Raw genomic sequence first — 21,530 nt, 5'->3', positions numbered from 1 at the left:
GATGGCGGCTTACATGCGGATGCGCGGATTGCCAAGGATGTGAGTTGCGCCGCCCGGCGGAACCTCGCAGAAATGGGGCCATGATGTATCCTTTCCGTGACAGGATCCTCGGGCCGGCATTGGCCCTTGCCCTGAGCCTTGCCCCGCCGGCCGGGGCCGAGGATGCCGGGCGCCTGTCCCGCGCCCTGGCGGCGGCGGCGATGCGCGACTGGACCACCGCTGCGGCCGAGGCCGAAGCCTCGGGGCCCATCGCCCGCGACCTGGTCGCCTGGCAGCGGCTGCGGGCCGGGCAGGGCAGCTGGCCGGAATATCGCGACTTTGCCCGGCGCCATGCGGATTGGCCCGGCATGGCGCTGTTCTGGAAGCGCGGCGACGCGGTGCTGCGCCCCGACCTGGCCCCGGCCGAGGTGATCCAATGGTTCGGCACCCGCCGGCCCGATACGTTGAACGGCGCCACGGCGCTGATCGCGGCCTTGCAGGCAACCGATCCCATGGCCGCGAAGGCCGAGATCGCGCGGTTCTGGACCGAGCAGGCGCTGACCAAGCCTGAGGCCGATGCCTTTCTGGCCGCCCATGGCGCCGAGGTGGCGGGGCTGCACGACGCGCGGCTGATGCGGCTTCTGGACCTGGGCGAATGGCAGGCGGCGCAGGTGGTGCTGCCCATGGCCTCGGTTCCCGCGCAGGCCCTGGGCCGCGCGCGGCTGGCGTTGCAATCGGGGCAGGCCGGGGTGGATGCGCTGATCCTGGCCCTGCCCGAGGCGCAACGGGATGATGCGGGCTTGGCGCTCGACCGCTTCCGCTGGCGGGTCTGGGCCAAGATGCCCGATCTCGCGCGCGCGTTGATGCTGGAACGCTCGACCAGCGCCGAGGCGCTGCGCGATCCCGCGGCCTGGGCCGGCAAGCGTGCCGATTACGCGCGCCTGGCGCTGCGGCAGGGCGACTGGGCCCTGGCCGAGAGGCTGGCTGCCGGGCATTTCCTGCCGCAGGGCAGCGATGCCTTTTCCGACCTGGAATGGCTTGCGGGCTATGCCGCGCTGCGCGGCGGCGCGCCGGACCGGGCACTTCAGCATTTCCGCACGCTGGAAAGCGCGGTGGCGAGCCCGATTTCCCTGTCCCGCGCACATTACTGGCAGGGCCGGGCGCTGGAGGCCGGGGGTGACGAGGCCGGCGCCGATGCGGCCTATGCCCGTGCCGCGGCATATCAATCCGCCTGGTATGGCCAGCTTGCCGCCGAAAGGCTGGGCCTGCCGATGCAGCCCGGCCTGGCCATCGCCGGGCGCAGCGAGGCCAGCCTGCCCGAGTGGCGCGGCAGCGCCCTGCGCGACAGCCCGGTCTGGCAGGCCGGCACTTGGCTGCTGGCGGCGGGCGAGACCGACCAGGGCGCGCGCTTCTTCCTGCACCTGGCCGAGACCGCCGCGGCCGAGGATATCGGCCGCATGGCGCGGATGATGCTGGAGATGCGGCTGCCCTGGCACGCGCTGCGGCTGGCCAAGGCCGCCGCGGCCAAGGGCGCGGTCTATCCGGCCGCCTATTTCCCGCTGACCGGGCTGGAGCAGGCCGAGCTGGGCCTGCCGCCCGAACTGGTCATGGCCATCGCCCGGCGGGAAAGCGAGTTCAACCATACCGTGTCCTCGCATGCCGGGGCGCTGGGGTTGATGCAGGTCATGCCCGACACCGCGCGTTCCATGGCGCGCAAGGTCGGCGAGCCCTTCGACCAGGCGCGGCTGACCCGCGACGCCGCCTATAACGCCCGGCTGGGCGCGGCCTATCTGGCCGGCTTGCGCGACCGTTTCGGCCCGTCGATCGCGCTGGTGGCGGCGGGCTACAATGCCGGGCCAGGGCGCTCGGCCCGCTGGCTGGACGAGTTCGGCGACCTGCGCGGGCAGGTGGACCCGGTCGATTGGGTCGAGATGATCCCCTTTGACGAGACGCGCAACTACGTCATGCGCGTGGCCGAGGCGCTGCCCATCTATCGCGCCCGCATCAAGGGCGCGCCGGTGCCGCTGCTGCCGACATGGGATCTGACCGGGGGCGGCATGAAGCCGGCGCCCGCGCCGCCGCCGATCAGGCTGGTGGCCTCGGCCCGGCCGCCGATGCCGGTGCGGCGGTTGGTGGCCTATGCCGCCGGCGGGGTGCTGGCCGAGGTGCTGGGCCCGGCGCCGGTCGAGGAGGCCAGCGCCGCTCCGCTCAGCGCCGCCCGGCCCGCTCGCGCTGATACGAGCGCCACCAGGTGAACAGGCCGGCGCCGACGACGATCAGCCCGCCGATGGCGACATTCGGCGCCAGCGTCTCGCCGAATACCGTCACGCCGAAGATGCTGACCCAGACCAGCTGGGTATAGGAAAACGGCTGCAGCGCCGAGGCTTCGGCCAGCTCATAGGCCTTGATCAGCAGGAAATGCCCCGCCACCCCTGAAAAGCACAGCACCAGCAGCCAGGGGATGTCTTCGCTGGCCATCGGCTCCCAATGCCAGATGCCGATCAGGGTGACGGCGCCCGCGCCCGCGATGCCGGTCCAGAAAAAGCTGGTCACGGCGCTGTCCTCGCGCGAGACCAGGCGCGTCAGCAGCCCGTAGACCGCGAACATCGCCGCCCCCGTCAGCGGCAGCATCGCATCGGCGCTGAAAACGCCGCTGCCCGGCTTCAGCACGATCAGGATGCCGAGAAAGCCCACCGCGACCGCGGCCCAGCGGCGCCAGCCCACCTTTTCGCCCAGAAGCGGCCCCGAAAGCGCCGAGATCATCAGCGGGTAGCAGATGAAGATCGCATGAGTGTTGATCAGCCCCATGCGCACGAAGGCCTCGATCATCAGCACGACCTCGGCCACCAGCAGCACGCCGCGGAAGATCTGCGTCAGGGGCCGGCCCGAGCGGATCGCCCGGCCCAGCCCGCCCGGCGCGCGGGCGCAAAGCAGGACCACGAATGCCGCGAAGAACCAATAGCGCAGCATGACGATGAAGACGGGGGAATAGACCGCGGCCAGGTGGCGCGAGACGCCGTCCTGGGCCGCGAAGATCAGCGCCGAGGCGCAGATCATCAGGATCGCCGCGCCCTGCCTGTCGGTGCGCGGCGGCCCGCCCGGCGGCTCCGGCGCGGCAGGCGAGCGGGGTGCCGGGGCCGTCAACGGCCCCGTCGGGTGGTGTTCGGGCATGGCGCGTATCCCAGTCTTGAGATCCGCCCATGCCCTTGGGCGCGACAAAGGTCAAGCCGGGCTCAGTCGCGCTGACGCACCAATCCTGCGAACTCGTCGAAAAGCTGCGGGTTGGCGGCGACGATCGAGCCCGATTCGATCGGGCTCTGCTCGGGCCGGATCGATTCGACGAAGCCGCCGGCCTCTTTCACCAGCAGGATGCCGGCGGCCACGTCCCAGGACTTGATGCCGCGTTCCCAATAGCCCTCGTAGCGGCCGGCCGCGACATAGGCCAGGTCCAGCGAGGCGGCGCCCCAGCGCCGGACACCCGCGGTCAGCGGCATCAGCCGGCTGAGGTCGCGCAGCGTGGCGGGCAGGGTGCCGCGCCCGGCAAAGGGCACGCCGGTGGCAAAGATCGATTCGATCATCTGCCGGCGGCCCGAGACGCGGATGCGGCGGTCGTTCAGGAAGGCGCCGTCGCCGCGCTCGGCGGTGAACAGCTCGTCCTTGGCGGCGTCGAAGACCACGGCGGCGACGATCTCGCCCTTGTGCTCCAAGGCGATGCTGACCGCCCAATGCGGCAACCCGTGCAGGAAGTTCGTCGTGCCGTCCAGCGGATCGACGATCCAGCGCCGGGTCGGGTCTTCGCCGGCTTCCTCGCCGGTCTCCTCGCCGATCCAGCCGTAATTCGGGCGCGCGGTGCGCAGTTCTTCCTTGATGATGCGCTCGGCCTCGCGGTCGGCGCGGCTGACGAAATCGCCCGCGCCCTTGACCGAGACCTGCAGGTTCTCGACCTCGCGGAAGTCCTTGACGAGACTGCGGCCCGCCTTGCGCGCGGCCTTGATCATGATGTTGAGATTGGCGCTGGCCATGGCTTTTCCTTTTTGGGATTGCCAGCCTATTAGGCGAAGGACCGCGCAAAGTGAAGCCGGCGCGGGTGCCTAGTGCGTTGCGATCATGGCATAGCCGGGATGAAAGGCCACCCGGACCGAGGTGATGGCGCCCAGGTCGTTGAAGGTGGTGCGTTGCAGGATCAGAAGCGCGGTGCCCTGCCGCGTCTCCAGCAGCCGCGCGTCGCGGGCGCTGGCATTCTCGGCCGAGAATGCCATGTCGGCATGCAGCCAGGGAAAGTTCCTGACCAGCCATTCGTTCGCGGTGATGCGCTGGAAATCCACCGTCTCGGCGCCCGGCGCGGCGGCGGGGTTGATCCAGCGGTCCTCGGCCTGGAAGGGCCTGTCGTCGCCGTAATGCACGGTGCGCAGGTGGATCAGCTCGCGCCCCTCGGGCAGGGCCATGCGGGCGGCGACATCGGCCGGCAACGGGCTGCGGCGCTGCGCGACGACGCGGTGGCTGTATTCCATCCCCGCCTGCTCGATCTGCTCGCGCACGATGGGGATGGTCAGCGTGGCCTTGCGGGCCGGGTTCACCGTCACATGCGTGCCCGCCCGGCGCTTGCGGTCCAAAAGCCCCTCTTCGGCCAGCATTTGCAGGGCCTTGTTCACCGTGGCGCGGGCGACGCCGAACTCGACGGCCAGTTCGGCCTCGTCCGGGATGCGGTCGCCCTGCCGCCATTCGCGGTCCACGATGCGGCGTCGCACCTCGCTGGTGATGGCTTGCGCCTTGGAGGAGTGTCTTTCGGTCACATGCGTTCCTGAAGCCGGGCGATGGTCGCCAGATAATCGGCGATGATGCGGTCGCGGTCCATATGCCGGCCATCGTTCACGACATGGCGGCCCGCCGACCAGGTGTCGCGGACCAGCCCGTCATGGCCGGCAAAGACCAGGCTGTCGAGCATCTGGTCGCCCTTGCGGCCGGCCATGACCGGGTTGTCCAGCCCGACCGCGACCAGGTCGGCCCAGAGCCCCGGCCGGATCGCCCCGGTCTCGCGCCCCGCCGCCGTGGCGCCGCCGTCCATCCCCGCCTCGTAGATCACCCGCCCGGTCGAGCGCCCCGGCTCGGCCAGGATCGCCCGGCCGCGGTCGCGCAGGCGCTGGCTGTATTCCAGCGTCCGCAGCTCCTCCACCAGCGAGATGCGGATGTTGCTGTCCGAGCCGAAGCCGATGCGACCATCCGCCTCGGCCCAGATGGTGCCGTTGAAGATGCCGTCGCCCAAGGACGATTCGGTGATCGGGCACAGCCCGGCGACGGCGCCGGTGGCGGCCAGGCGGCGGGTTTCGTCCTCGGTCATGTGGGTCAGGTGGATCAGCGTCCAGCGCCGGTCGGGGTTGTGGTTTTCCAGCAGCCATTCGACCGGGCGGCGGCCATAGGCGGCGCTGATTTCCTCGATCTCGGGCACCTGCTCGGCCAGGTGCATGTGCAGCGGCCGGCCGGGGCGCAGTGCGACGCAGGCCGCCAGCCCCTCGGGCGAGACGGCGCGCAGCGAATGCGGGGCGACGCCGATGCCGGCGTCCGGGGGCAGGGCCCGCAGCGCCGCCTCGCAGCCTTCCAGCAGGCGCTGGAACTCCTCGGGCGTGGTGCCGAAGCGGTTCTGGCCGGGGGCGAGCGGCCGGCGATCCACGCCGCCGAATTGGTAATGCACGGGCAAAAGCGTCAGGCCGATGCCGGTGCGGCCGGCCGCGGCGGCGATGCGCTCGCCCATCTCGGCGATATTGTCGTAATGCCCAGCCCCGGGGCGGTGGTGCAGGTAATGGAACTCGACATTGGTGGCATAGCCGGCCTCCAGCATCTCCATCTGCACCAGTGCGGCGATCGCCTCGACATCCTCGGGCGTCAGGTGGTCGAGGAAGCGATACATGATCTGCCGCCAGGTCCAGAAGGTGTCGCGCGGCTCGGGGCCTTTCGCCTCGGAAAGCCCGGCCATGGCGCGCTGGAAGGCGTGGCTGTGCAGGTTCGCAAGCGCCGGCAGCAGCAGGCCCGCGCGATGGCCCTGCGGCGCCGTGTCCTTTTCCACCGCGGCGATTCGGCCCCGATCGACCGTCACCCGGACATTTTCTGCCCATCCATCGGGCAGCAAGGCCCGCTCCGCCCAGATAACCGTCATCCCGTCGCCCTTCTTTGTGCCAAAATAAGTTTAGACATAGAGTTGAAATAAGTTTAGACATAGAACGACCGAGAAATCAATCCGGGATGCGATCCGATGCAGCTTCTCCACCACGCCAAGCTTGTCACGATGGGCGAAGAATCAGGTAGTTACGGCCTGATCGAGCAGGGCGCGCTGGTGATCGAGGCCGGGCGAATCATCTGGATCGGCGCCGAATCAGAGCTGCCGGCGCGCTATGCCGATGTGACGCGCCGCGACTTGGGCGGGCGGCTGGTGACGCCGGGGCTGATCGACTGCCACACCCATATCGTCTTTGGCGGCGACCGCGCCCGCGAGTTCGAGATGCGGCTGGAGGGCGCCTCTTACGAGGAGATCGCGCGCGCCGGCGGCGGCATCCTGTCCAGCGTCCGCGCCACGCGCGCGGCGGATGAGGAGGCGCTGCTGGCATCCGCCCTGCCGCGCGTCGATACGCTGCTGGCCGAGGGCGTGACCACGCTGGAGATCAAGTCGGGCTATGGGCTCGATATCGACAGCGAGCTGAAGATGCTGCGCGTCGCCCGCCGCATCGGGCAGGTCCGCCCGGTGACGGTGCGCACCACCTGGCTGGCCGCCCATGCCCTGCCGCCGGAATACAAGGACGACCGAGCGGGCTATATCCGCGAGGTGGTGATCGCCGGCATGCAGCGCGGCCATGCCGAGGGGCTGATCGACGCGGTGGACGGGTTCTGCGAGGGCATCGCGTTCACGCGCGAGGAAATGGCCGGCATCTTCGACCATGCCGCGCGGCTGGGCCTGCCGGTCAAGCTGCATGCCGAGCAGCTTTCCGACCTGGGCGGCGCGGCCATGGCGGCGCAGCACGGCGCGTTGTCCGCGGACCATCTGGAATATCTGGGTCCGGACGGCATCGAGGCCATGGCGGCCCATGGCACCGTGGCGGTGCTGCTGCCCGGTGCCTTCTATACCCTGCGCGAGACGCAATATCCGCCGATGGCCGCCCTGCGCCAGGCCGGCGTGCCGATCGCGCTGGCCACCGATTGCAATCCCGGCACCTCGCCGCTGACCTCTTTGCTCCTGACCATGAACATGGGCGCGACGCTGTTTCGCATGACGCCCTCGGAATGCCTGGCCGGCGTCACCCGCCATGCCGCCCGCGCGCTGGGCCTTGCGGATCGCGGCCGGCTGGCACCCGGCATGCGCGCCGACCTGGCGGTCTGGGACATCAGCCATCCGGCCGAACTGACCTATCGCATCGGCTTCAACCCTCTTCATGCCCGCATCGTCGGAGGCGAACTTGTCTGAACTGATCCTTATTCCCGGTGAAACCACGCTCGCGCAGCTTGAACAGGTCTGGCGCCAGGGGCTGGCCGTGCGGCTGGCCGACTCGGCCCGCCCCGGCATCGCCGAATCGGCGGCGCGCATCGAGGCCGCCGCCAATGGCGAGGCGCCGGTCTATGGCGTGAATACCGGCTTCGGCAAGCTCGCCTCGATCAAGATCGCGGCGCGGGATACGGCGACGCTGCAAAGGAACCTGATCCTGTCGCATTGCTGCGGCGTGGGCGAGCCGGTCGAGCCGGAAACCGTGCGCCTGATCATGGTGCTGAAGCTTCTGTCGCTGGGCCGCGGCGCCTCGGGCGTACGCCCCGAGGTGATCCAGCTGATCGAGGATATGCTGGCCCGCGGCGTGCTGCCGGTGATCCCGTCGCAGGGCTCGGTGGGTGCCTCGGGCGATCTGGCGCCGCTGGCGCATATGGCCGCTGCCATGCTGGGCGAGGGGCTGGCGACCTATGACGGCCGCGAGATGCCCGCCGCCGAGGCGCTGGCCGCTGCTGGCCTCAAGCCGGTGGTGCTGGCCGCCAAGGAGGGGCTGGCGCTGATCAACGGCACGCAGGTCTCGACCGCCTTCGCGCTGGCGGGGCTGTTCGAGGCCTTCGCCTCGGCCCGCGCGGCGCTGGTCACGTCCTCGCTTTCGACCGACGCGATCATGGGCTCGACCGCGCCCTTCCTGGACGAGATCCACACGCTGCGCGGCCATCGCGGCCAGATCGTCGCGGCGCGGACCATCCGCGCGCTGATGGAAGGTTCCGAGATCCGCGAGAGCCATCGCGAGGGTGATACGCGCGTGCAGGATCCCTATTGCATCCGCTGCCAGCCGCAGGTGACGGGCGCCTGCATCGACCTGCTGTGGCAGGCCGCCCGCACGCTGGAAATCGAATCGAACGCCGCCACCGACAACCCGCTGGTGCTGGTGGGCGCCGACCGCATCGTCTCGGGCGGCAACTTCCATGCCGAGCCGGTGGCCTTTGCCGCCGACCAGATCGCGCTGGCCATCGCTGAGATCGGCGCCATTTCCCAGCGCCGCATCGCGCTGATGGTCGATCCGGCGCTGAGCCATGACCTGCCGCCCTTCCTGACCCCCGATCCGGGGCTGAATTCGGGCCTGATGATCGCGGAAGTGACCTCGGCGGCGCTGATGAGCGAGAACAAGCATCTGGCAACGCCGTGCAGCACCGATTCGACGCCGACTTCGGCCAACCAGGAGGATCACGTGTCCATGGCCGCGCATGGCGCGCGGCGGCTGAAACGCATGAACGCGAACCTTGCGCAGATCCTGGGCATCGAGGCGCTTTGTGCCAGCGCGGGCGTCGAGTTTCGCGCGCCGCTGGCGACTTCGGCGCCCTTGCAGGCGGTGATCGCCGCGCTGCGCCAGACGGTGCCGGCGCTGGAGCAGGACCGCTACCTGGCCCCCGACCTGGCCGAATCCGCCCGGCTGGTGCGCGAGGGCGTGCTGGTCGGCGCCATCCCCGCCAGCCTGCTGGACGAGGTGCGGCCGTGAACCCCGTCGAAGTCGTGCAAGGCGACAGCCCGGTCATCCTGGGCCTGCCGCATACCGGGACATGGCTGCCCGACGAGATCCGCGCCCGGCTGAATTCGCGCGGGCAGGTGCTGGCCGATACCGACTGGCATATCCATCGGCTCTATGACGGGCTTCTGCCCGGCGCGACCACGGTGCGCGCCACCTTCCACCGCTATGTCATCGACGCCAATCGCGGGCCGGACGATGCGAGCCTCTATCCCGGGCAGAACACCACCGGTCTTGTGCCGCTGACCGATTTCGACGGCGAACCGATCTGGACCGAGGAACCCACGGCCCAGGAGATCGCGGACCGCAAGACGCGCTTCCACGCCCCCTATCACGCGGCGCTGGCGGCCGAGATCGCGCGGGTCAAGGCGCGTCACGGCGTGGCGATCCTTTACGACTGCCACTCGATCCGCTCGGTGATCCCCTTCCTGTTTCCGGGCGTGCTGCCGGATTTCAACATCGGCACCAACAGCGGCGCCTCCTGCGACCAGCGCATCGAGGCGGCCACCTTCGAGCTTTGCGCCGCAACCGGTCGCAGCCATGTGCTGAACGGCCGCTTCAAGGGCGGCTGGACGACGCGGCATTACGGCCAGCCGGGGCAGGGCGTCCACGCCATCCAGATGGAACTGGCCCAGGTGACGCATCTGGCGACCGAGGCCCCGCCCTTTGCCTATGACGAGCAGAAGGCCGAGGCGCTGCGGGCGACGCTGAAGGCGATCCTTGAACGCCTGGCCGCGCTAGCGCCGGAGTTGCGCGCATGAAGCCGCTGCAAGGCATCAAGGTGCTGGACCTGTCGCGCGTGCTGGCCGGGCCCTATTGCACCGCGCTTCTGGCCGACCTGGGTGCCGAGGTCATCAAGCTGGAACCTCCCGCCGGCGACGATTACCGCCATATCGGCCCGTTCAAGGACGGCGAAAGCGCGCTGTTCACGCTGAACAACCGCGGCAAGCAAAGCCTGGTCCTGGACCTGAAGGATCCCGGCGATCTGGCGCTGGCCAAGGCCGTCGCGGCGCGCGTCGACGTGGTGGTCGAGAACTTCCGCCCCGGTGTCGCCGCCCGGCTGGGCCTGGGGGCCGAGGCGCTGCGGGCGGAAAACCCGCGGCTGGTCTATTGCTCGATCTCGGGCTTCGGCCAGCAGGGGCCCTTCCGCGACCTGCCGGCCTATGACCTGGTGGTGCAGGCCATGTCCGGTCTGATGGCCGGCACGGGCGAGGAAGGCGGCGCGCCGCTGAAGACCGGCGAAAGCGTCGCCGACCTGATCGCCGGCCTGTTCGGAAGCTGGGCGATCATGGCGGCGCTGGTCAACCGCAACGCCACGGGGCAGGGTGCCACGCTGGACGTCGCCATGTATGACGCGCTGTTTTCCATGCTGACCACCAGCCATGCGCTGCATTTCTATGCCGGCCAGCTGCCGCAGCGGGTAGGGAACCGCCATCCCCTGTCCACCCCCTTCGGCTGCTTTGCGACCCAGGACGGGCAGGTGGTGATCGCGGTGCTGAACCCGCGCCAGTTCGCCACGCTCGCCACGCTGATCGGCGCGCCCGAGGCGGCGGACGATCCGCGCTTTGCCAGCGACGAAAGCCGCACCGCGCATGAACCCGAGCTCAAGCGCCTGATCGAAAGCTGGTCGCGCGACCGCACGACCGAGGAGGCCGTCGCGGCGCTGGCCGGCGCCGGGCTGCCCGCCGCGCCGATCTGGGACATCGCCCAGGCGTCGGGCAACGAGCATGCGCTGACGCGCGGGCTGGTCAGCCGCCTGCCGCATCCGGTGCTGGGGCTGGCGCCGACCGTCGGCCAGCCGGTGCGCTTCGATGCAGAGAAACCCGTGGCCGAGACCTCGGCCCCGCGCCTTGGCGGCGACCGTGCCGCGATCCTGCGCGCATTCGGATTGGAGGAGACCGCATGAGCGACGACTGGCACATGCTGGCCGAGGAGGAACGGCTGTTCTGCGACGTGCTGGAGCGCATCTGCGCCGAGCGGATCGCGCCGAAAGCCGCCGAGACCGACGAGACCTCGGCCTTTGTCCACGAGCAACTTGCCGTTCTGGGCGAGGCCGGGATGATGGGCGCGAACCTGCCCGAGGAATATGGCGGCAGCGGCATCGCGGCCCCGGCGCTGCTGCGGGCGGTGGCGATCGTGGCGGGGGCCTGCGGCTCGACCGCTTCGGCGCTGACGGCGCATTACCTGGCGACCGATTCGATCCTGCTGGGCGGGACCGAGGCGCAGAAGCAGGAATGGCTGCCGAAAGCCGCCGCCGGAGAGGCGCTGGGGGCCTTCGCCCTGACCGAGCCGACTGCCGGTTCCGACCCCGCCGACATGAAGACCCGCGCCCGCCGGACCGAGGACGGCTGGCACCTGAAGGGCACGAAATGTTTCATCTCGAACGGCGGCGTGGCGGATTTCATCGTCGTCTATGCCGTGACCGACCCCGAGAAGGGCCATCGCGGCATCTCGGCCTTCATCCTGCCCAGGGGCACGCCGGGGCTGGAGCCGGGCGCGCCCGAGCGGACCATGGGGCTGAAGGGCGGGCATGTCTTCACCCTGAACCTCGACTGCCACCTGCCCCAGGACGCGCTCTTGGGCGAGGAGGGCCGGGGCTTTCGCACCGCCATGCAGGTGTTGGACAACGGCCGCATCGAGGTTGCCGCGCAATGCCTGGGCATGGCCGAGGCGGCGATGAAAGCGGCCATCGCCTATGCCAAGGACCGCGTGATCGGCGGCGAGCGGCTTACCGACCGGCAGGGCATCCGCTGGATGATCGCCGACATGGGCGTCGCTTATCGCCAGGCGCTGCTCTTGTCGCAGGACGCCGCCCGCCAGCGCCAGAACGCCCATGACCACGGCGGGCGTTTTTCGCTTGCCTCCAGCATGGCCAAGCTCGCGGCCAGCGAGGCGGCGGGCAGGATCGCCGACACCGCGCTGCAACTGCATGGCGGCTATGGCTATACCCGCGACTTCCCCATCGAGAGGATCGTTCGCGACCTGCGCATCATGCGCATCTACGAGGGCTCCTCGGAAATTCAACGCATCATCATTTCCGGCAATATGCTGGCCTGAACGGAGACCAAGATGGACAATCCCCGGCACAATACCCGCGACATTTTCCCGCCGACCGGCACCGAGATCAGCGCGAAAAGCTGGCTGACCGAGGCGCCGATGCGGATGCTGATGAACAACCTGCATCCCGACGTGGCCGAGAACCCGCATGAGCTGGTGGTCTATGGCGGCATCGGCCGCGCCGCCCGCACCTGGAAGGATTTCGACCTGATCGTCGACAGCCTCAAGAAGCTGGAGACCGATGAGACCCTGCTGGTGCAATCCGGCAAGCCGGTCGGCGTGTTCAAGACCCACAAGGACGCGCCGCGGGTGCTGATCGCCAACTCGAACCTGGTGCCGCATTGGGCGAACTGGGACCATTTCAACGAGCTGGATAAGAAGGGCCTGGCCATGTATGGCCAGATGACCGCCGGCTCGTGGATCTATATCGGCTCGCAGGGCATCGTTCAGGGCACCTATGAGACCTTCGTCGAGGCCGGGCGCCAGCATTACGGCGGCAATCTCAAGGGCAAGTGGATCCTGACCGCCGGGCTTGGCGGCATGGGCGGCGCCCAGCCCCTGGCCGCGGTCATGGCCGGGGCCTGCTGCCTGGCGGTGGAATGCGACGAGACGCGCGCCGATTTCCGCCTGCGCACCCGCTATGTCGACGAAAAGACCCACAGCCTCGACGAGGCGCTGGAGATGATCGACCGCTGGACCAAGGCCGGCGAGGCGAAATCCGTGGCGCTGATCGGCAATGCCGCCGAGGTGTTCCCGGAACTGGTCAAGCGCGGCGTGCGCCCCGACATCGTGACCGACCAGACCAGCGCGCACGACCCGGTGCATGGCTATCTGCCGCAGGGCTGGACCGTCGCCGAATGGCGTGCCCGCCAGGAGACCGACCCCAAGGCGGTTGAACGCGCCGCCCGCGCCAGCATGCGCACGCAGGTCGAGGCCATGGTGGCCTTCAGCGACCAGGGCATCCCGACCGTCGATTACGGCAACAACATCCGCCAGATGGCGCTGGAAGAGGGCTTCGAGCGCGCCTTCGCCTTCCCGGGCTTCGTGCCGGCCTATATCCGGCCCTTGTTCTGCAAGGGCATCGGCCCGTTCCGCTGGGCGGCGCTGTCGGGCGATCCCGAGGACATCTACAAGACCGACCAACGCGTCAAGGAACTGGTCGACGACCCGCATCTGCATAACTGGCTGGACATGGCGAAGGAGCGCATCAGCTTCCAGGGCCTGCCGGCGCGGATCTGCTGGGTCGGCCTGGGGCTGCGCCACAAGCTGGGCCTCGCCTTCAACGAGATGGTGCGCAACGGCGAGCTGAAGGCGCCGATCGTCATCGGTCGCGACCATCTCGATTCGGGCTCGGTTGCCTCGCCCAACCGCGAGACCGAGGCGATGCAGGACGGCTCGGACGCGGTTTCCGACTGGCCGCTGCTGAACGCGCTGCTGAATACCGCATCGGGCGCGACCTGGGTGTCGCTGCACCATGGCGGCGGCGTCGGCATGGGCTTTTCCCAGCATTCCGGCATGGTGATCTGCTGCGACGGGTCGGAAGAGGCCGATGCGCGCCTGGCCCGCGTGTTGTGGAACGACCCGGCCACCGGCGTCATGCGGCACGCGGACGCGGGCTATCAGATCGCGCTGGACTGCGCGCGGGAGCACGGGTTGAATCTGCCCGCCATTCTCTGATCCATAGGCGCGGCGTCGCAACGCACCGGGGCCGCGCCCCTTACCGTCCAACTAGGAGACAGACATGACCTTCCAGACCAGCCTCAAGGCCGCCCTGTTCGGGCTTTCCGCGCTTGCGCTCGGCTCGGCGGCCTCGGCCGACCAGCTCGACGACATCAAGGCCGCCGGCAAGATCGTCACCGCGACCGACATGCACTATGCCCCCTTCGACATGCTGAACAACGGCCAGTACGAGGGCATGACCAAGGATCTGTTCGACGAGGTGTCGAAGGAAATCGGCGTCGCGCCGGTCTATCAGGACATTCCCTGGACCGCCGAACTGCCGGGCCTCGAAGTCGGCAAGTTCGACATCGTCATCGCGCCCGTCACCATCACCCCCGAGCGGCTGGAGCGTTACACCTTCACCCTGCCGATCGCCGATGCCACCGTCTCGCTGGTCCGCGCGGCCTCGAACACCGAGCTGAGCAAGCCCGAGGACATCAAGGGCAAGACCGTCGGCGTCCAGCAGGGCACCGCGCAGTTCCGTCAGCTGCAAGCCTATGGCGAAAGCCTGGGCGGCGTGAACGTCAAGGAATACGGCACCACGGACGAAGCCTATGCCGACCTGGCCGCGGGCCGTCTGGACGCGGTGGCGGGCTCGCTGCCGAACCTGACCTATCTGGTGAAGAACCGCCCAGAGACCTTCGCGCTGTTCGAGCCGGCCCAGTTCGGCCAGCCGACCTATTTCGCCTGGGTGCTGCGCAAGGAGGAGGCCAGCGAAAGCTTTGCCAAGGCCATCAACGACGCGCTGCTGAAAATGACCGATGACGGCCGGGTCAAGGCGATCCAGGAGAAATGGCTGGGCAGCTATACCGAACTGCCCCGCGAAGTTCCGACCAACTGAGTCGCTGGCGGGCGGGGCCTGGTCCCGCCCGTTCCCCGCCCCGTCCCCAAGGGCCAAGCCGAGGCGCGCATGTTTTCGATCCCGGTCTTTCTTCAAAGCTTCGAGCCGCTGTTCTGGGCGGCACGCTATACGCTGCTGATCTCGGGCCTCGGCATCGCGCTGGGGCTGGTGATCGGCACGCTGATCTGCGCGGCACGGCTGTCGCCCTATCGGGCCCTGCGCGGATTTGCGGCAATCTGGGTCAGCTTCCTGCGGGGGGTGCCGCTCTTGGTGCAGCTGCTGGTGTTCTACTACACGCTGCCGGTGATCGGCATCGACGTGCCGGCCATCTTCGCGGCGGTCGTCACCGTCGGCATCTGCGCCAGCGCCTATATCTCGGAGATCTGGCGCGGCGCCATCGCGGCGCTGCCCCGCGGCCAGACCGAGGCCGCCGTTGCCATCGGCATGACCCCGCGCGACGTCTGGACCAGGGTGATCCTGCCGCAGGCCTTCACCATGTCGCTGCCGGCGCTGGTCAACGAGCTGATCCTGCTGGTCAAGGCCAGTTCGCTGGTCTCGGTCGTCGGTATCCTGGAACTGACCCGTGCCAGCCAGGCGCAGGCCGCGACCACCTTCCGCCCGCTGGAGGTCTATATCGCCGCCGCCTGCATCTACCTGGCGATCAACCTGTGCCTTGCGGCGCTGGGGCGTTACCTTGAACACAGGACGGCCGTCTGATGGAATGGAGCATCCTTGAACAATACGGCCCCGCCCTGCTGAGGGGCTTTGGCGTCACCGTGCTGTGCTGGATCCTGGGCACGATCTTCGGCATGGCGCTGGGGCTGGTGATCGCGCTCATGCAACGCTATGGGCCGCGCTGGCTGGGCTGGATCATCCAGGCCTATATCGAGGTGATCCGCGGCACGCCCTTCCTGGTGCAGCTTTTCGTGCTGTATTACGGCGGCCCGCTGGTCGGGCTGCGGCTGGACGCGCTGCCGGCGGGACTGCTGGGCCTGACCATCTATGGCAGCCCCTATTTCGCCGAGATCTTCCGCTCGGGCTTCCGCGCCGTGCCGCATGGCCAGATCGAGGCCGCCCGCGCCATCGGCATGGCCGAGCCCATCATCGTGCGCCGCATCTTGCTGCCGCTGGGCCTGGTCTCGTCGCTGCCGGCGCTGGTCAATTTCTCGATCATCCTGACCAAGGAGACGGTGATCCTGTCGATCATCACCGTGCCCGAGCTGATGTACCAGGTCAGCCGCATGTCCACCGAGACCTTCCGCTATCTCGAGGCGAACCTGGTGCTGGCGCTGTTCTTCTGGGCGCTGGTCGAGACCATCTCGCGCGTCGGCCGCCGGTTCGAGGCGCGCATCACCAAACACCTGATCGAAAGGACCTGAGCCGATGCAGGCATCCGCCGTCGAGATCCGCAAGGTCAACAAGTATTACGGCCCCTTCCACGCGCTGAAGGACGTGGACCTGTCCATCCCGCCGGGCAAGGTGACCTGCCTGATCGGGCCCTCGGGCTCGGGCAAGTCCACGCTCTTGCGCTGCATCAACTTCCTCGAGGAATACGACTCGGGCGAGATCCGCATCGACGGCCAGTTGATCGGCTACGAGGCGCCGGGGCGGAAGATGTCGGGACGCAAGCTGCGCGAGATGCGCCGCTCCATCGGCATGGTGTTCCAGCAGTTCAACCTGTGGCCGCACATGACCGCCAAGGAGAACGTGGCCGAGGGGCTGATCCGGGTGCGCGGCCTGTCGAAAGCCGAGGCCGAGACCCGCGCCGCCGAGGCGCTGGCCAAGGTCGGGCTGGCCGACAAGATGGGCAATCACCCCGCGCGCCTGTCGGGCGGCCAGCAGCAGCGCGTCGCCATCGCCCGCGCCATCGCCATGGAGCCCAGGCTGATGCTGTTCGACGAGCCGACCTCGGCGCTCGACCCCGAGCTGGTGGGCGAGGTGCTGAACGTGATGAAGACGCTGGCCCAGGAGGGCATGACCATGGTGGTGGTCACGCATGAGATGGGCTTTGCCGCCCATGTCGCCGACCAGGTTGCCTTCATGGAAAAGGGCGAGCTGGTGGGCGTCGACAGTCCCGGCCGCATCCTGCACCACCCCGAGGATCCGCGCATCCAGGGCTTCCTGCGCACCTATCACGAGCGCAACAGCTTCTGAGCGGGAGGGGGCTTTGCCCCCACGCCGGACCGGCCCCTCGACGGGGCCGGTCCGGCGTTCCCCCAGGATATTTCTACAAGGAAGAAGCGCGCGGGCCGGGGCTTGCGGCCGGACGGTTGCGGTATATCTGAGACGGGTAGCAGCAAGGATGCCCCCATGCCCCAACCCAAGCTTTTCCAGCCGATCGCCATCGGCGGCCGGACCCTCGCGAACCGGATCGTGATCGCGCCGATGTGCATGTATTCGGCCGAGGACGGGCGGATGACCGACTGGCACCTGATGCATCTGGGCGCGCTGTCGCATTCCGGCGCGGCGATCCTGACCATCGAGGCCACCGCCGTCCTGCCCGAGGGCCGCATCTCTTATGCCGATGTCGGCCTGTGGGACGATGCGACCGAGGCAGCCATGGACCGGGTGCTGAAGGGCGTGCGCGCCTGGTCGGACATGCCCATCGCCATCCAGCTGGCCCATGCCGGGCGCAAGGCCTCGACCGCGAAGCCCTGGGAGGGCGGGGCGCAGATCGCGCCGGATGCGGCGCATGGCTGGCAGACCGTCTCGGCCTCGGACCTGCCCTTCGCCGAGGGCGAGAATCCGCCGCTGGCGCTGAACCGCGCCGGGCTGGCGCGGGTGCGCGACGCCTTTGCCGAGGCGGCGCGCCGCGCGGTGCGGCTGGGGATCGACGCGATCCAGATCCATGCCGCGCATGGCTATCTGCTGCACCAGTTCCTGTCGCCGCTGTCGAACCGGCGCGAGGACGACTATGGCGGCAGCCTGGAAAACCGCATGCGCTTTCCGCTGGAGGTTTTCGAGGCGGTGCGGGACGCGGTGCCGGCGGGCCATCCGGTCACGGTGCGCATCTCGGGCACCGACTGGGTCGAGGGCGGCTGGGACATTGCCGGCAGCATCGCCTTTTCGCAGGCGCTGGAGGCGCGGGGCTGCGCCGCCATCCATGTCAGCAGCGGCGGGCTGGACCGGCGCCAGCAGATCCCGGTCGGTCCCGGCTACCAGGTGCCGCTGGCGCGGGCGGTCAGGCAGGCCGTGGACATCCCGGTCATCGCCGTGGGCCTGATCACCGAGCCCGAGCAGGCCGAGGCCATCGTCGCCACCGGCGATGCCGACATGATCGCACTGGCCCGGACGGTGCTTTACGATCCGCGCTGGCCCTGGCACGCGGCAGCGAAGCTGGGCGCCAGCGTCTCGGCGCCGCCGCAGTTCTGGCGCTGCCAGCCCTCGGGGCTGCGGGATCTGTTTCGCAAGTGACCGCCGCCGCACGGGCGCCGGCTTTCCCGCCGGTGCCGCCTCGGGCTCAGACCGCGGTGTCCTGCCGGTGCGGGTCGTTGCGGTCGAAGATCATCAGCCCGTCCTCGGGCACCTGCCGCCCGGTCCAGCGCGGATCGGCGAGCGAGCGTTCCGCATCGCGCAGCCCGTCGCGCCAATGGTCCAGCATCGACAGGCGCGAGAACTCGTAATCCTTGGATGCGCTTTCGTAATCGGCATGGCGATAGATCAGGTGCATCAGGCTGACCGGATGGGCCGGGCCGGATTCGATCAGCATCGCCAGATCCGGGTCGTCGCGCCACTCGGCCGGCAGGCGCGCATGCAGCCGCCGCGCCGCGCTGGCCAGCGCATGGCGGATGCGGAATTCGTCGGTGTTCAGCCGGGTGCGGCTGGAAAAGCGGATCTCGCGCTCGCGCTGCTCGACCTGGGCCATGGTGCGGGGCAGGATGTCGCGCGACGGGTAGAGGTCCACCTGATAGATGCAGAGCGGCCGCGGGCTGGGCACCGCCAGCACGAATTGCAGCGGCGAGTTCGAGACCAGCCCGCCGTCCCAATAGTGCCGCCCCGCGATCTCGACCGCGGGAAAGCCCGGCGGCAGCGCGCCCGAGGCCATGACGTGATCGACGGTGATCCGCGTCTCGCGGCTGTCGAAACAGGTGAAGTTGCCGGTCTCGACATCGACGGCGCCGATGGACAGGCGCGGGCCTTCGGCATTGAGATAGTCGAAGTCGATCAGCGTCAGCAGCGTGTCGCGCAGGGGCGAGGTGTCGTACCAGCTGGTCTGCCGCATCAGGCCGGGCAGGAAGGAAAACAGGTCCGGGACGCGCGGGCGGAAGAAGCCGGGCGCGCCGAGCATGGTGGACATGGTGGCGCGGCTTTCGTTGCAGACCGCGCGCATCTGTTCGTGCAGCGGCCCGCCCTCGAAGCACGAGCCCAAAAGCCAGGGCGCGCCGGTCACCTCTTCCCAGAAGCGGCGCAGCGCCTCCAGCCGCCGGGCGGGACGGTTGCCGGCGATGAGCGCGGCATTGATCGAGCCGATCGAGATGCCGGCCAGCCATTCCGGCTCCTGCCCGGCGCGATGCAGTGCCTCATATGCGCCGGCCTGGAACGCCCCCAGCGCGCCGCCGCCCTGAAGGACGAAGACGACCTTCTCGGTTATTTCCCCGGTTCTGTCCTTCATCTGTGGCCTCGAATGCTGTGGTCCGGTCCCGTCGCGCCATGTCTCGGGGATGGAAAATTTCCATAATGCGCAGAAGAACGAAAGAAAAAAACGGTAAAAAGCGGCAAGGTGACGTTGCGTTCCGCGCAATTTCCGCCTGGGAGATTGTCACGGCCGCGCCAGCCGATATATTGGGGCATGACACAGCCGGAGCCAGCCGCCGACAAGCGCATGATCGACGACCCTTCCGACAGGCGCGGCCTGCCATGCCAAGCCGCCTTCCGGCATCTCCCTGACCCGAGCGAGCCCCTTTGATGTGGATCGAAGTCCTTGTCGTCCTTGTCCTGACCCTGCTCAACGGGCTTCTGGCCATGTCGGAACTGGCGATCGTCTCGGCCCGGCCGGCGCGGCTGAAGGTGCTGGCCGAACGCGGCGACCGCGGCGCCGCCACCGCGCTGGCGCTGGGCGAGGAGCCGGGGCGGTTCCTGTCCTCGGTCCAGATCGGCATCACCCTGGTCGGCATCCTGTCGGGCGCATTCTCCGGCGCGACGCTGGGCGCGCGGCTGGCGGCGGCGCTGCCGGGCTGGGGGGTGCCGGCCTCGCTGGCGCAGCCCTTGGGCATGGGCGGCGTGGTGGTGGCCATCACCTATCTGTCGCTGATCGTGGGCGAGCTGGTGCCCAAGCAACTGGCGCTGAAGGCGCCCGAGCGGGTCGCCGTGCGGGTGGCGCCGCTGATGCTGGCCATCTCGCGCGGGGCGGCGCCGCTGGTCTGGCTTCTGGACCGTTCGGGCAAGCTGGTCCTGGCGGCCCTGGGCCAGTCGGGCGAGGACCGGCAGACCATCAGCGACGAGGAGATCAAGCTGGTGATTTCGGAGGCCGAGACGGCGGGCGTCATGCACCGCGCCGAGACCGAGATGATCGCCGGGGTCATGCGCATCGCCGACCGCAGCGCGCGCGGGCTGATGACGCCGCGGCGCGAGATCGAGGCCGTCGATGTCGGCGACAGCTGGGAGGAGATGGCGCGCAAGTTCCGCGACGGCCGCCGCACCCGCCTGCCGGTCAGCGACGGCGACCCGAACAACCTGATCGGCGTCATTGCCAGCGTGGACCTGATGTCGCAAAGCCGCGCCGAGGCGGTGGACCTGCGCCAGGTGATGCAGCCTGCGCCGATCATCCCCGAGACCATGGATGCGCCCGAGGTCATCGCGCGGCTGCGCGCCGCGCCGGGGCAGATGCTGCTGGTTTATGACGAATACGGCCATTTCGAGGGCGTGGTGACGCCGATGGACGTGCTGGAGGCGATCACCGGCGAATTCGCCGGGCTCGACGACGACGAGCCGAAGCTGGTCGAGCGCGACGACGGCAGCCTGCTGGTGGCCGGCTGGATGCCGGTCGACGAATTTGCCGACCGGCTGTCGGTGCCGCTGGACGAGGATCGCGACTTTTCCACCGTCGCCGGGCTGGTGCTGGACCTGGCCGGCCGGCTGCCGCAGGCGGGGGATCGCGTGGACTGGCAGGGCTGGCGCATCGAGGTGGTGGACATGGACCATCGCCGCATCGACAAGCTGCTGGTCCAGCGGTTGCCACTCTGATCCGCCACTCTGATCCGCCGGCCTGGTCCATCATGGGGCCCTGCCGGCGGGCGGGAAAGAACGCTTGTGATTTCCCGCGGGTTTGATAACTCTTGGTTATGAATTTCACCCTGCGCCAGATCACCTATTTCCTTGCCGTGGCCCGGCTGGGCCATTTCGGCCGCGCGGCCGAGACGGTGCATGTCTCGCAGCCGGGCCTGTCCAGCCAGATCGCCCAGCTCGAGGCGCGGCTGGGCGGGGCGCTGTTCGAACGCGGTGCCGGGGCCGGGCCGGTGCGGCTGACCGCGCTGGGTGAGCGGCTGTTGCCGGTGGCGCAGGAGCTGATCGACACCGCCAAGCGGCTGGAGGCGCTGGCGCGGGCCGGGCGGCTGCCCTTGTCGGGGCGGCTGCGGCTGGCGATCATTCCCACGGTGGCACCCTATCTGATCCCGCATCTGGTGCCGGCCCTGCGCGCCGGCCACCCGATGCTGGACCTGGAACTGCACGAGATCGCGACCGACGAGGTGGTCTCGGGCGTGTTGGGCCACCGTTTCGATGCCGGGATCATGGCCCTGCCGGTCAACGAGCCGGGGATCGAGGCCGAGCCGGTCCTGCGCGACGCCTTTCTGGTCGCGCTGTCGGGCCGCGACACCACGCTGCTTTCCGGCCCGGCCCGGCCCGAAAGCATCGAGGCCGACCGCCTGCTGCTGCTGGCCGACGGCCATTGCCTGCGCGATCAGGCGCTGGAGGTCTGCGGGCTG

At 69.1% G+C, this 21,530-nt stretch carries 19 protein-coding genes; 14 read left to right on the top strand and 5 right to left on the bottom strand.

The window, feature by feature from the left end; all coding sequences use genetic code 11:
- Positions 1-80: 80 nt before the first annotated feature.
- The gene (locus ACDP63_RS18085; protein WP_028710661.1) at positions 81-2,234 is read left to right on the top strand and encodes a lytic transglycosylase domain-containing protein; all 2,154 of its coding nucleotides are present in this window, start codon (positions 81-83) and stop codon (positions 2,232-2,234) included.
- Here the strand turns inward: ACDP63_RS18085 and ACDP63_RS18080 are convergent.
- The 4 genes from ACDP63_RS18080 to ACDP63_RS18065 all read right to left on the bottom strand — a co-directional run bounded on the left by ACDP63_RS18080 (position 2,188) and on the right by ACDP63_RS18065 (position 6,130).
- Entirely contained in the window at positions 2,188-3,150 is a 963-nt protein-coding gene (locus ACDP63_RS18080; protein WP_024843864.1) for a DMT family transporter, read from the bottom strand. The two genes, ACDP63_RS18085 and ACDP63_RS18080, sit on opposite strands and share 47 nt — an antisense overlap.
- Positions 3,151-3,212: 62 nt before the next feature.
- Positions 3,213-4,001: an inositol monophosphatase family protein gene (locus tag ACDP63_RS18075; RefSeq protein ID WP_024843863.1), complete on the bottom strand. Its 789-nt coding sequence runs from the start codon at positions 3,999-4,001 to the stop codon at positions 3,213-3,215.
- 69 nt (positions 4,002-4,070) lie between these two features.
- A complete protein-coding gene (locus ACDP63_RS18070) occupies positions 4,071-4,772 on the bottom strand; it encodes a GntR family transcriptional regulator (RefSeq protein WP_024843862.1) in 702 nt (233 codons plus the stop codon).
- Complete coding sequence (locus tag ACDP63_RS18065) at positions 4,769-6,130, bottom strand: formimidoylglutamate deiminase (protein ID WP_024843861.1); 1,362 nt, start codon at positions 6,128-6,130, stop codon at positions 4,769-4,771. The genes ACDP63_RS18070 and ACDP63_RS18065 overlap by 4 nt, the downstream gene beginning before the upstream one ends.
- 96 nt (positions 6,131-6,226) lie before the next feature.
- On the opposite strand from ACDP63_RS18065, the gene hutI reads away from it, so the two are divergent.
- From hutI to ACDP63_RS18010, 11 genes are all read left to right on the top strand, one after another.
- Positions 6,227-7,429 carry an imidazolonepropionase gene (gene hutI, locus ACDP63_RS18060; protein ID WP_024843860.1) on the top strand — a complete coding sequence of 401 codons (1,203 nt, stop codon included), beginning with the start codon at positions 6,227-6,229 and terminating at the stop codon, positions 7,427-7,429.
- On the top strand, positions 7,422-8,963 hold the full coding sequence (hutH, locus tag ACDP63_RS18055; RefSeq protein WP_024843859.1) for a histidine ammonia-lyase: 1,542 nt from the start codon (positions 7,422-7,424) through the stop codon (positions 8,961-8,963). Before hutI ends, hutH begins: the two co-directional genes overlap by 8 nt.
- Positions 8,960-9,751, top strand: coding sequence for an N-formylglutamate deformylase (gene hutG / locus ACDP63_RS18050; protein ID WP_024843858.1), 792 nt, complete (start codon positions 8,960-8,962; stop codon positions 9,749-9,751). The genes hutH and hutG overlap by 4 nt, the downstream gene beginning before the upstream one ends.
- Positions 9,748-10,896: a CaiB/BaiF CoA transferase family protein gene (locus tag ACDP63_RS18045; RefSeq protein ID WP_024843857.1), complete on the top strand. Its 1,149-nt coding sequence runs from the start codon at positions 9,748-9,750 to the stop codon at positions 10,894-10,896. Before hutG ends, ACDP63_RS18045 begins: the two co-directional genes overlap by 4 nt.
- The gene (locus ACDP63_RS18040; RefSeq protein ID WP_024843856.1) at positions 10,893-12,047 is read left to right on the top strand and encodes an acyl-CoA dehydrogenase family protein; all 1,155 of its coding nucleotides are present in this window, start codon (positions 10,893-10,895) and stop codon (positions 12,045-12,047) included. The genes ACDP63_RS18045 and ACDP63_RS18040 overlap by 4 nt, the downstream gene beginning before the upstream one ends.
- Positions 12,048-12,059: 12 nt before the next feature.
- Entirely contained in the window at positions 12,060-13,724 is a 1,665-nt protein-coding gene (hutU, locus tag ACDP63_RS18035; RefSeq protein WP_024843855.1) for a urocanate hydratase, read from the top strand.
- A 64-nt stretch (positions 13,725-13,788) separates the two neighbouring features.
- On the top strand, positions 13,789-14,607 hold the full coding sequence (locus ACDP63_RS18030; protein WP_024843854.1) for a transporter substrate-binding domain-containing protein: 819 nt from the start codon (positions 13,789-13,791) through the stop codon (positions 14,605-14,607).
- A 69-nt stretch (positions 14,608-14,676) separates the two neighbouring features.
- Positions 14,677-15,324 (top strand): amino acid ABC transporter permease, encoded by a 648-nt coding sequence (locus tag ACDP63_RS18025; protein ID WP_024843853.1) that lies wholly within the window; start codon positions 14,677-14,679, stop codon positions 15,322-15,324.
- Complete coding sequence (locus tag ACDP63_RS18020; RefSeq protein WP_024843852.1) at positions 15,324-15,986, top strand: amino acid ABC transporter permease; 663 nt, start codon at positions 15,324-15,326, stop codon at positions 15,984-15,986. Before ACDP63_RS18025 ends, ACDP63_RS18020 begins: the two co-directional genes overlap by 1 nt.
- Before the next feature lie 4 nt (positions 15,987-15,990).
- Complete coding sequence (locus ACDP63_RS18015) at positions 15,991-16,761, top strand: amino acid ABC transporter ATP-binding protein (RefSeq protein ID WP_024843851.1); 771 nt, start codon at positions 15,991-15,993, stop codon at positions 16,759-16,761.
- A 156-nt stretch (positions 16,762-16,917) separates the two neighbouring features.
- The gene (locus ACDP63_RS18010; protein WP_409928383.1) at positions 16,918-18,021 is read left to right on the top strand and encodes an NADH:flavin oxidoreductase/NADH oxidase; all 1,104 of its coding nucleotides are present in this window, start codon (positions 16,918-16,920) and stop codon (positions 18,019-18,021) included.
- A gap of 46 nt (positions 18,022-18,067) precedes the next feature.
- On the opposite strand, the gene ACDP63_RS18005 is transcribed toward ACDP63_RS18010, so the two are convergent.
- Positions 18,068-19,219 (bottom strand): DUF3734 domain-containing protein, encoded by a 1,152-nt coding sequence (locus tag ACDP63_RS18005; RefSeq protein ID WP_024843775.1) that lies wholly within the window; start codon positions 19,217-19,219, stop codon positions 18,068-18,070.
- A gap of 293 nt (positions 19,220-19,512) precedes the next feature.
- Between ACDP63_RS18005 and ACDP63_RS18000 the strand changes: the two genes are divergently transcribed.
- Together ACDP63_RS18000 and ACDP63_RS17995 are read left to right on the top strand one after the other, a co-directional pair.
- Positions 19,513-20,790: a hemolysin family protein gene (locus ACDP63_RS18000; RefSeq protein ID WP_024843774.1), complete on the top strand. Its 1,278-nt coding sequence runs from the start codon at positions 19,513-19,515 to the stop codon at positions 20,788-20,790.
- A gap of 98 nt (positions 20,791-20,888) precedes the next feature.
- On the top strand, positions 20,889-21,530 hold a 642-nt coding region (locus ACDP63_RS17995), incomplete at its 3' end, for a LysR family transcriptional regulator (RefSeq protein WP_409928382.1).

This window comes from Paracoccus sp. P2 (genome assembly GCF_046335115.1).
In the GTDB taxonomy this organism is placed as follows: Bacteria; Pseudomonadota; Alphaproteobacteria; order Rhodobacterales; family Rhodobacteraceae; genus Paracoccus; species Paracoccus pantotrophus.
This window is presented reverse-complemented; position numbering and strand designations above follow the sequence as displayed.

What these genes read in the sequence shown, in the direction of transcription:
- ACDP63_RS18025 (WP_024843853.1), top strand. Translation starts at nt 14,677, where the DNA reads ATGTTTTCGATCCCGGTCTTTCTTCAAAGCTTCGAGCCGCTGTTCTGG.
- ACDP63_RS18000 (WP_024843774.1), top strand. Translation starts at nt 19,513, where the DNA reads ATGTGGATCGAAGTCCTTGTCGTCCTTGTCCTGACCCTGCTCAACGGG.
- ACDP63_RS18065 (WP_024843861.1), bottom strand. Translation starts at nt 6,130, where the DNA reads ATGACGGTTATCTGGGCGGAGCGGGCCTTGCTGCCCGATGGATGGGCA.
- hutI (WP_024843860.1), top strand. Translation starts at nt 6,227, where the DNA reads ATGCAGCTTCTCCACCACGCCAAGCTTGTCACGATGGGCGAAGAATCA.
- ACDP63_RS18085 (WP_028710661.1), top strand. Translation starts at nt 81, where the DNA reads ATGATGTATCCTTTCCGTGACAGGATCCTCGGGCCGGCATTGGCCCTT.
- ACDP63_RS18005 (WP_024843775.1), bottom strand. Translation starts at nt 19,219, where the DNA reads ATGAAGGACAGAACCGGGGAAATAACCGAGAAGGTCGTCTTCGTCCTT.
- ACDP63_RS18030 (WP_024843854.1), top strand. Translation starts at nt 13,789, where the DNA reads ATGACCTTCCAGACCAGCCTCAAGGCCGCCCTGTTCGGGCTTTCCGCG.
- hutU (WP_024843855.1), top strand. Translation starts at nt 12,060, where the DNA reads ATGGACAATCCCCGGCACAATACCCGCGACATTTTCCCGCCGACCGGC.
- ACDP63_RS18045 (WP_024843857.1), top strand. Translation starts at nt 9,748, where the DNA reads ATGAAGCCGCTGCAAGGCATCAAGGTGCTGGACCTGTCGCGCGTGCTG.
- ACDP63_RS18075 (WP_024843863.1), bottom strand. Translation starts at nt 4,001, where the DNA reads ATGGCCAGCGCCAATCTCAACATCATGATCAAGGCCGCGCGCAAGGCG.
- ACDP63_RS18020 (WP_024843852.1), top strand. Translation starts at nt 15,324, where the DNA reads ATGGAATGGAGCATCCTTGAACAATACGGCCCCGCCCTGCTGAGGGGC.
- ACDP63_RS18040 (WP_024843856.1), top strand. Translation starts at nt 10,893, where the DNA reads ATGAGCGACGACTGGCACATGCTGGCCGAGGAGGAACGGCTGTTCTGC.
- ACDP63_RS18015 (WP_024843851.1), top strand. Translation starts at nt 15,991, where the DNA reads ATGCAGGCATCCGCCGTCGAGATCCGCAAGGTCAACAAGTATTACGGC.
- ACDP63_RS18080 (WP_024843864.1), bottom strand. Translation starts at nt 3,150, where the DNA reads ATGCCCGAACACCACCCGACGGGGCCGTTGACGGCCCCGGCACCCCGC.
- ACDP63_RS18010 (WP_409928383.1), top strand. Translation starts at nt 16,918, where the DNA reads ATGCCCCAACCCAAGCTTTTCCAGCCGATCGCCATCGGCGGCCGGACC.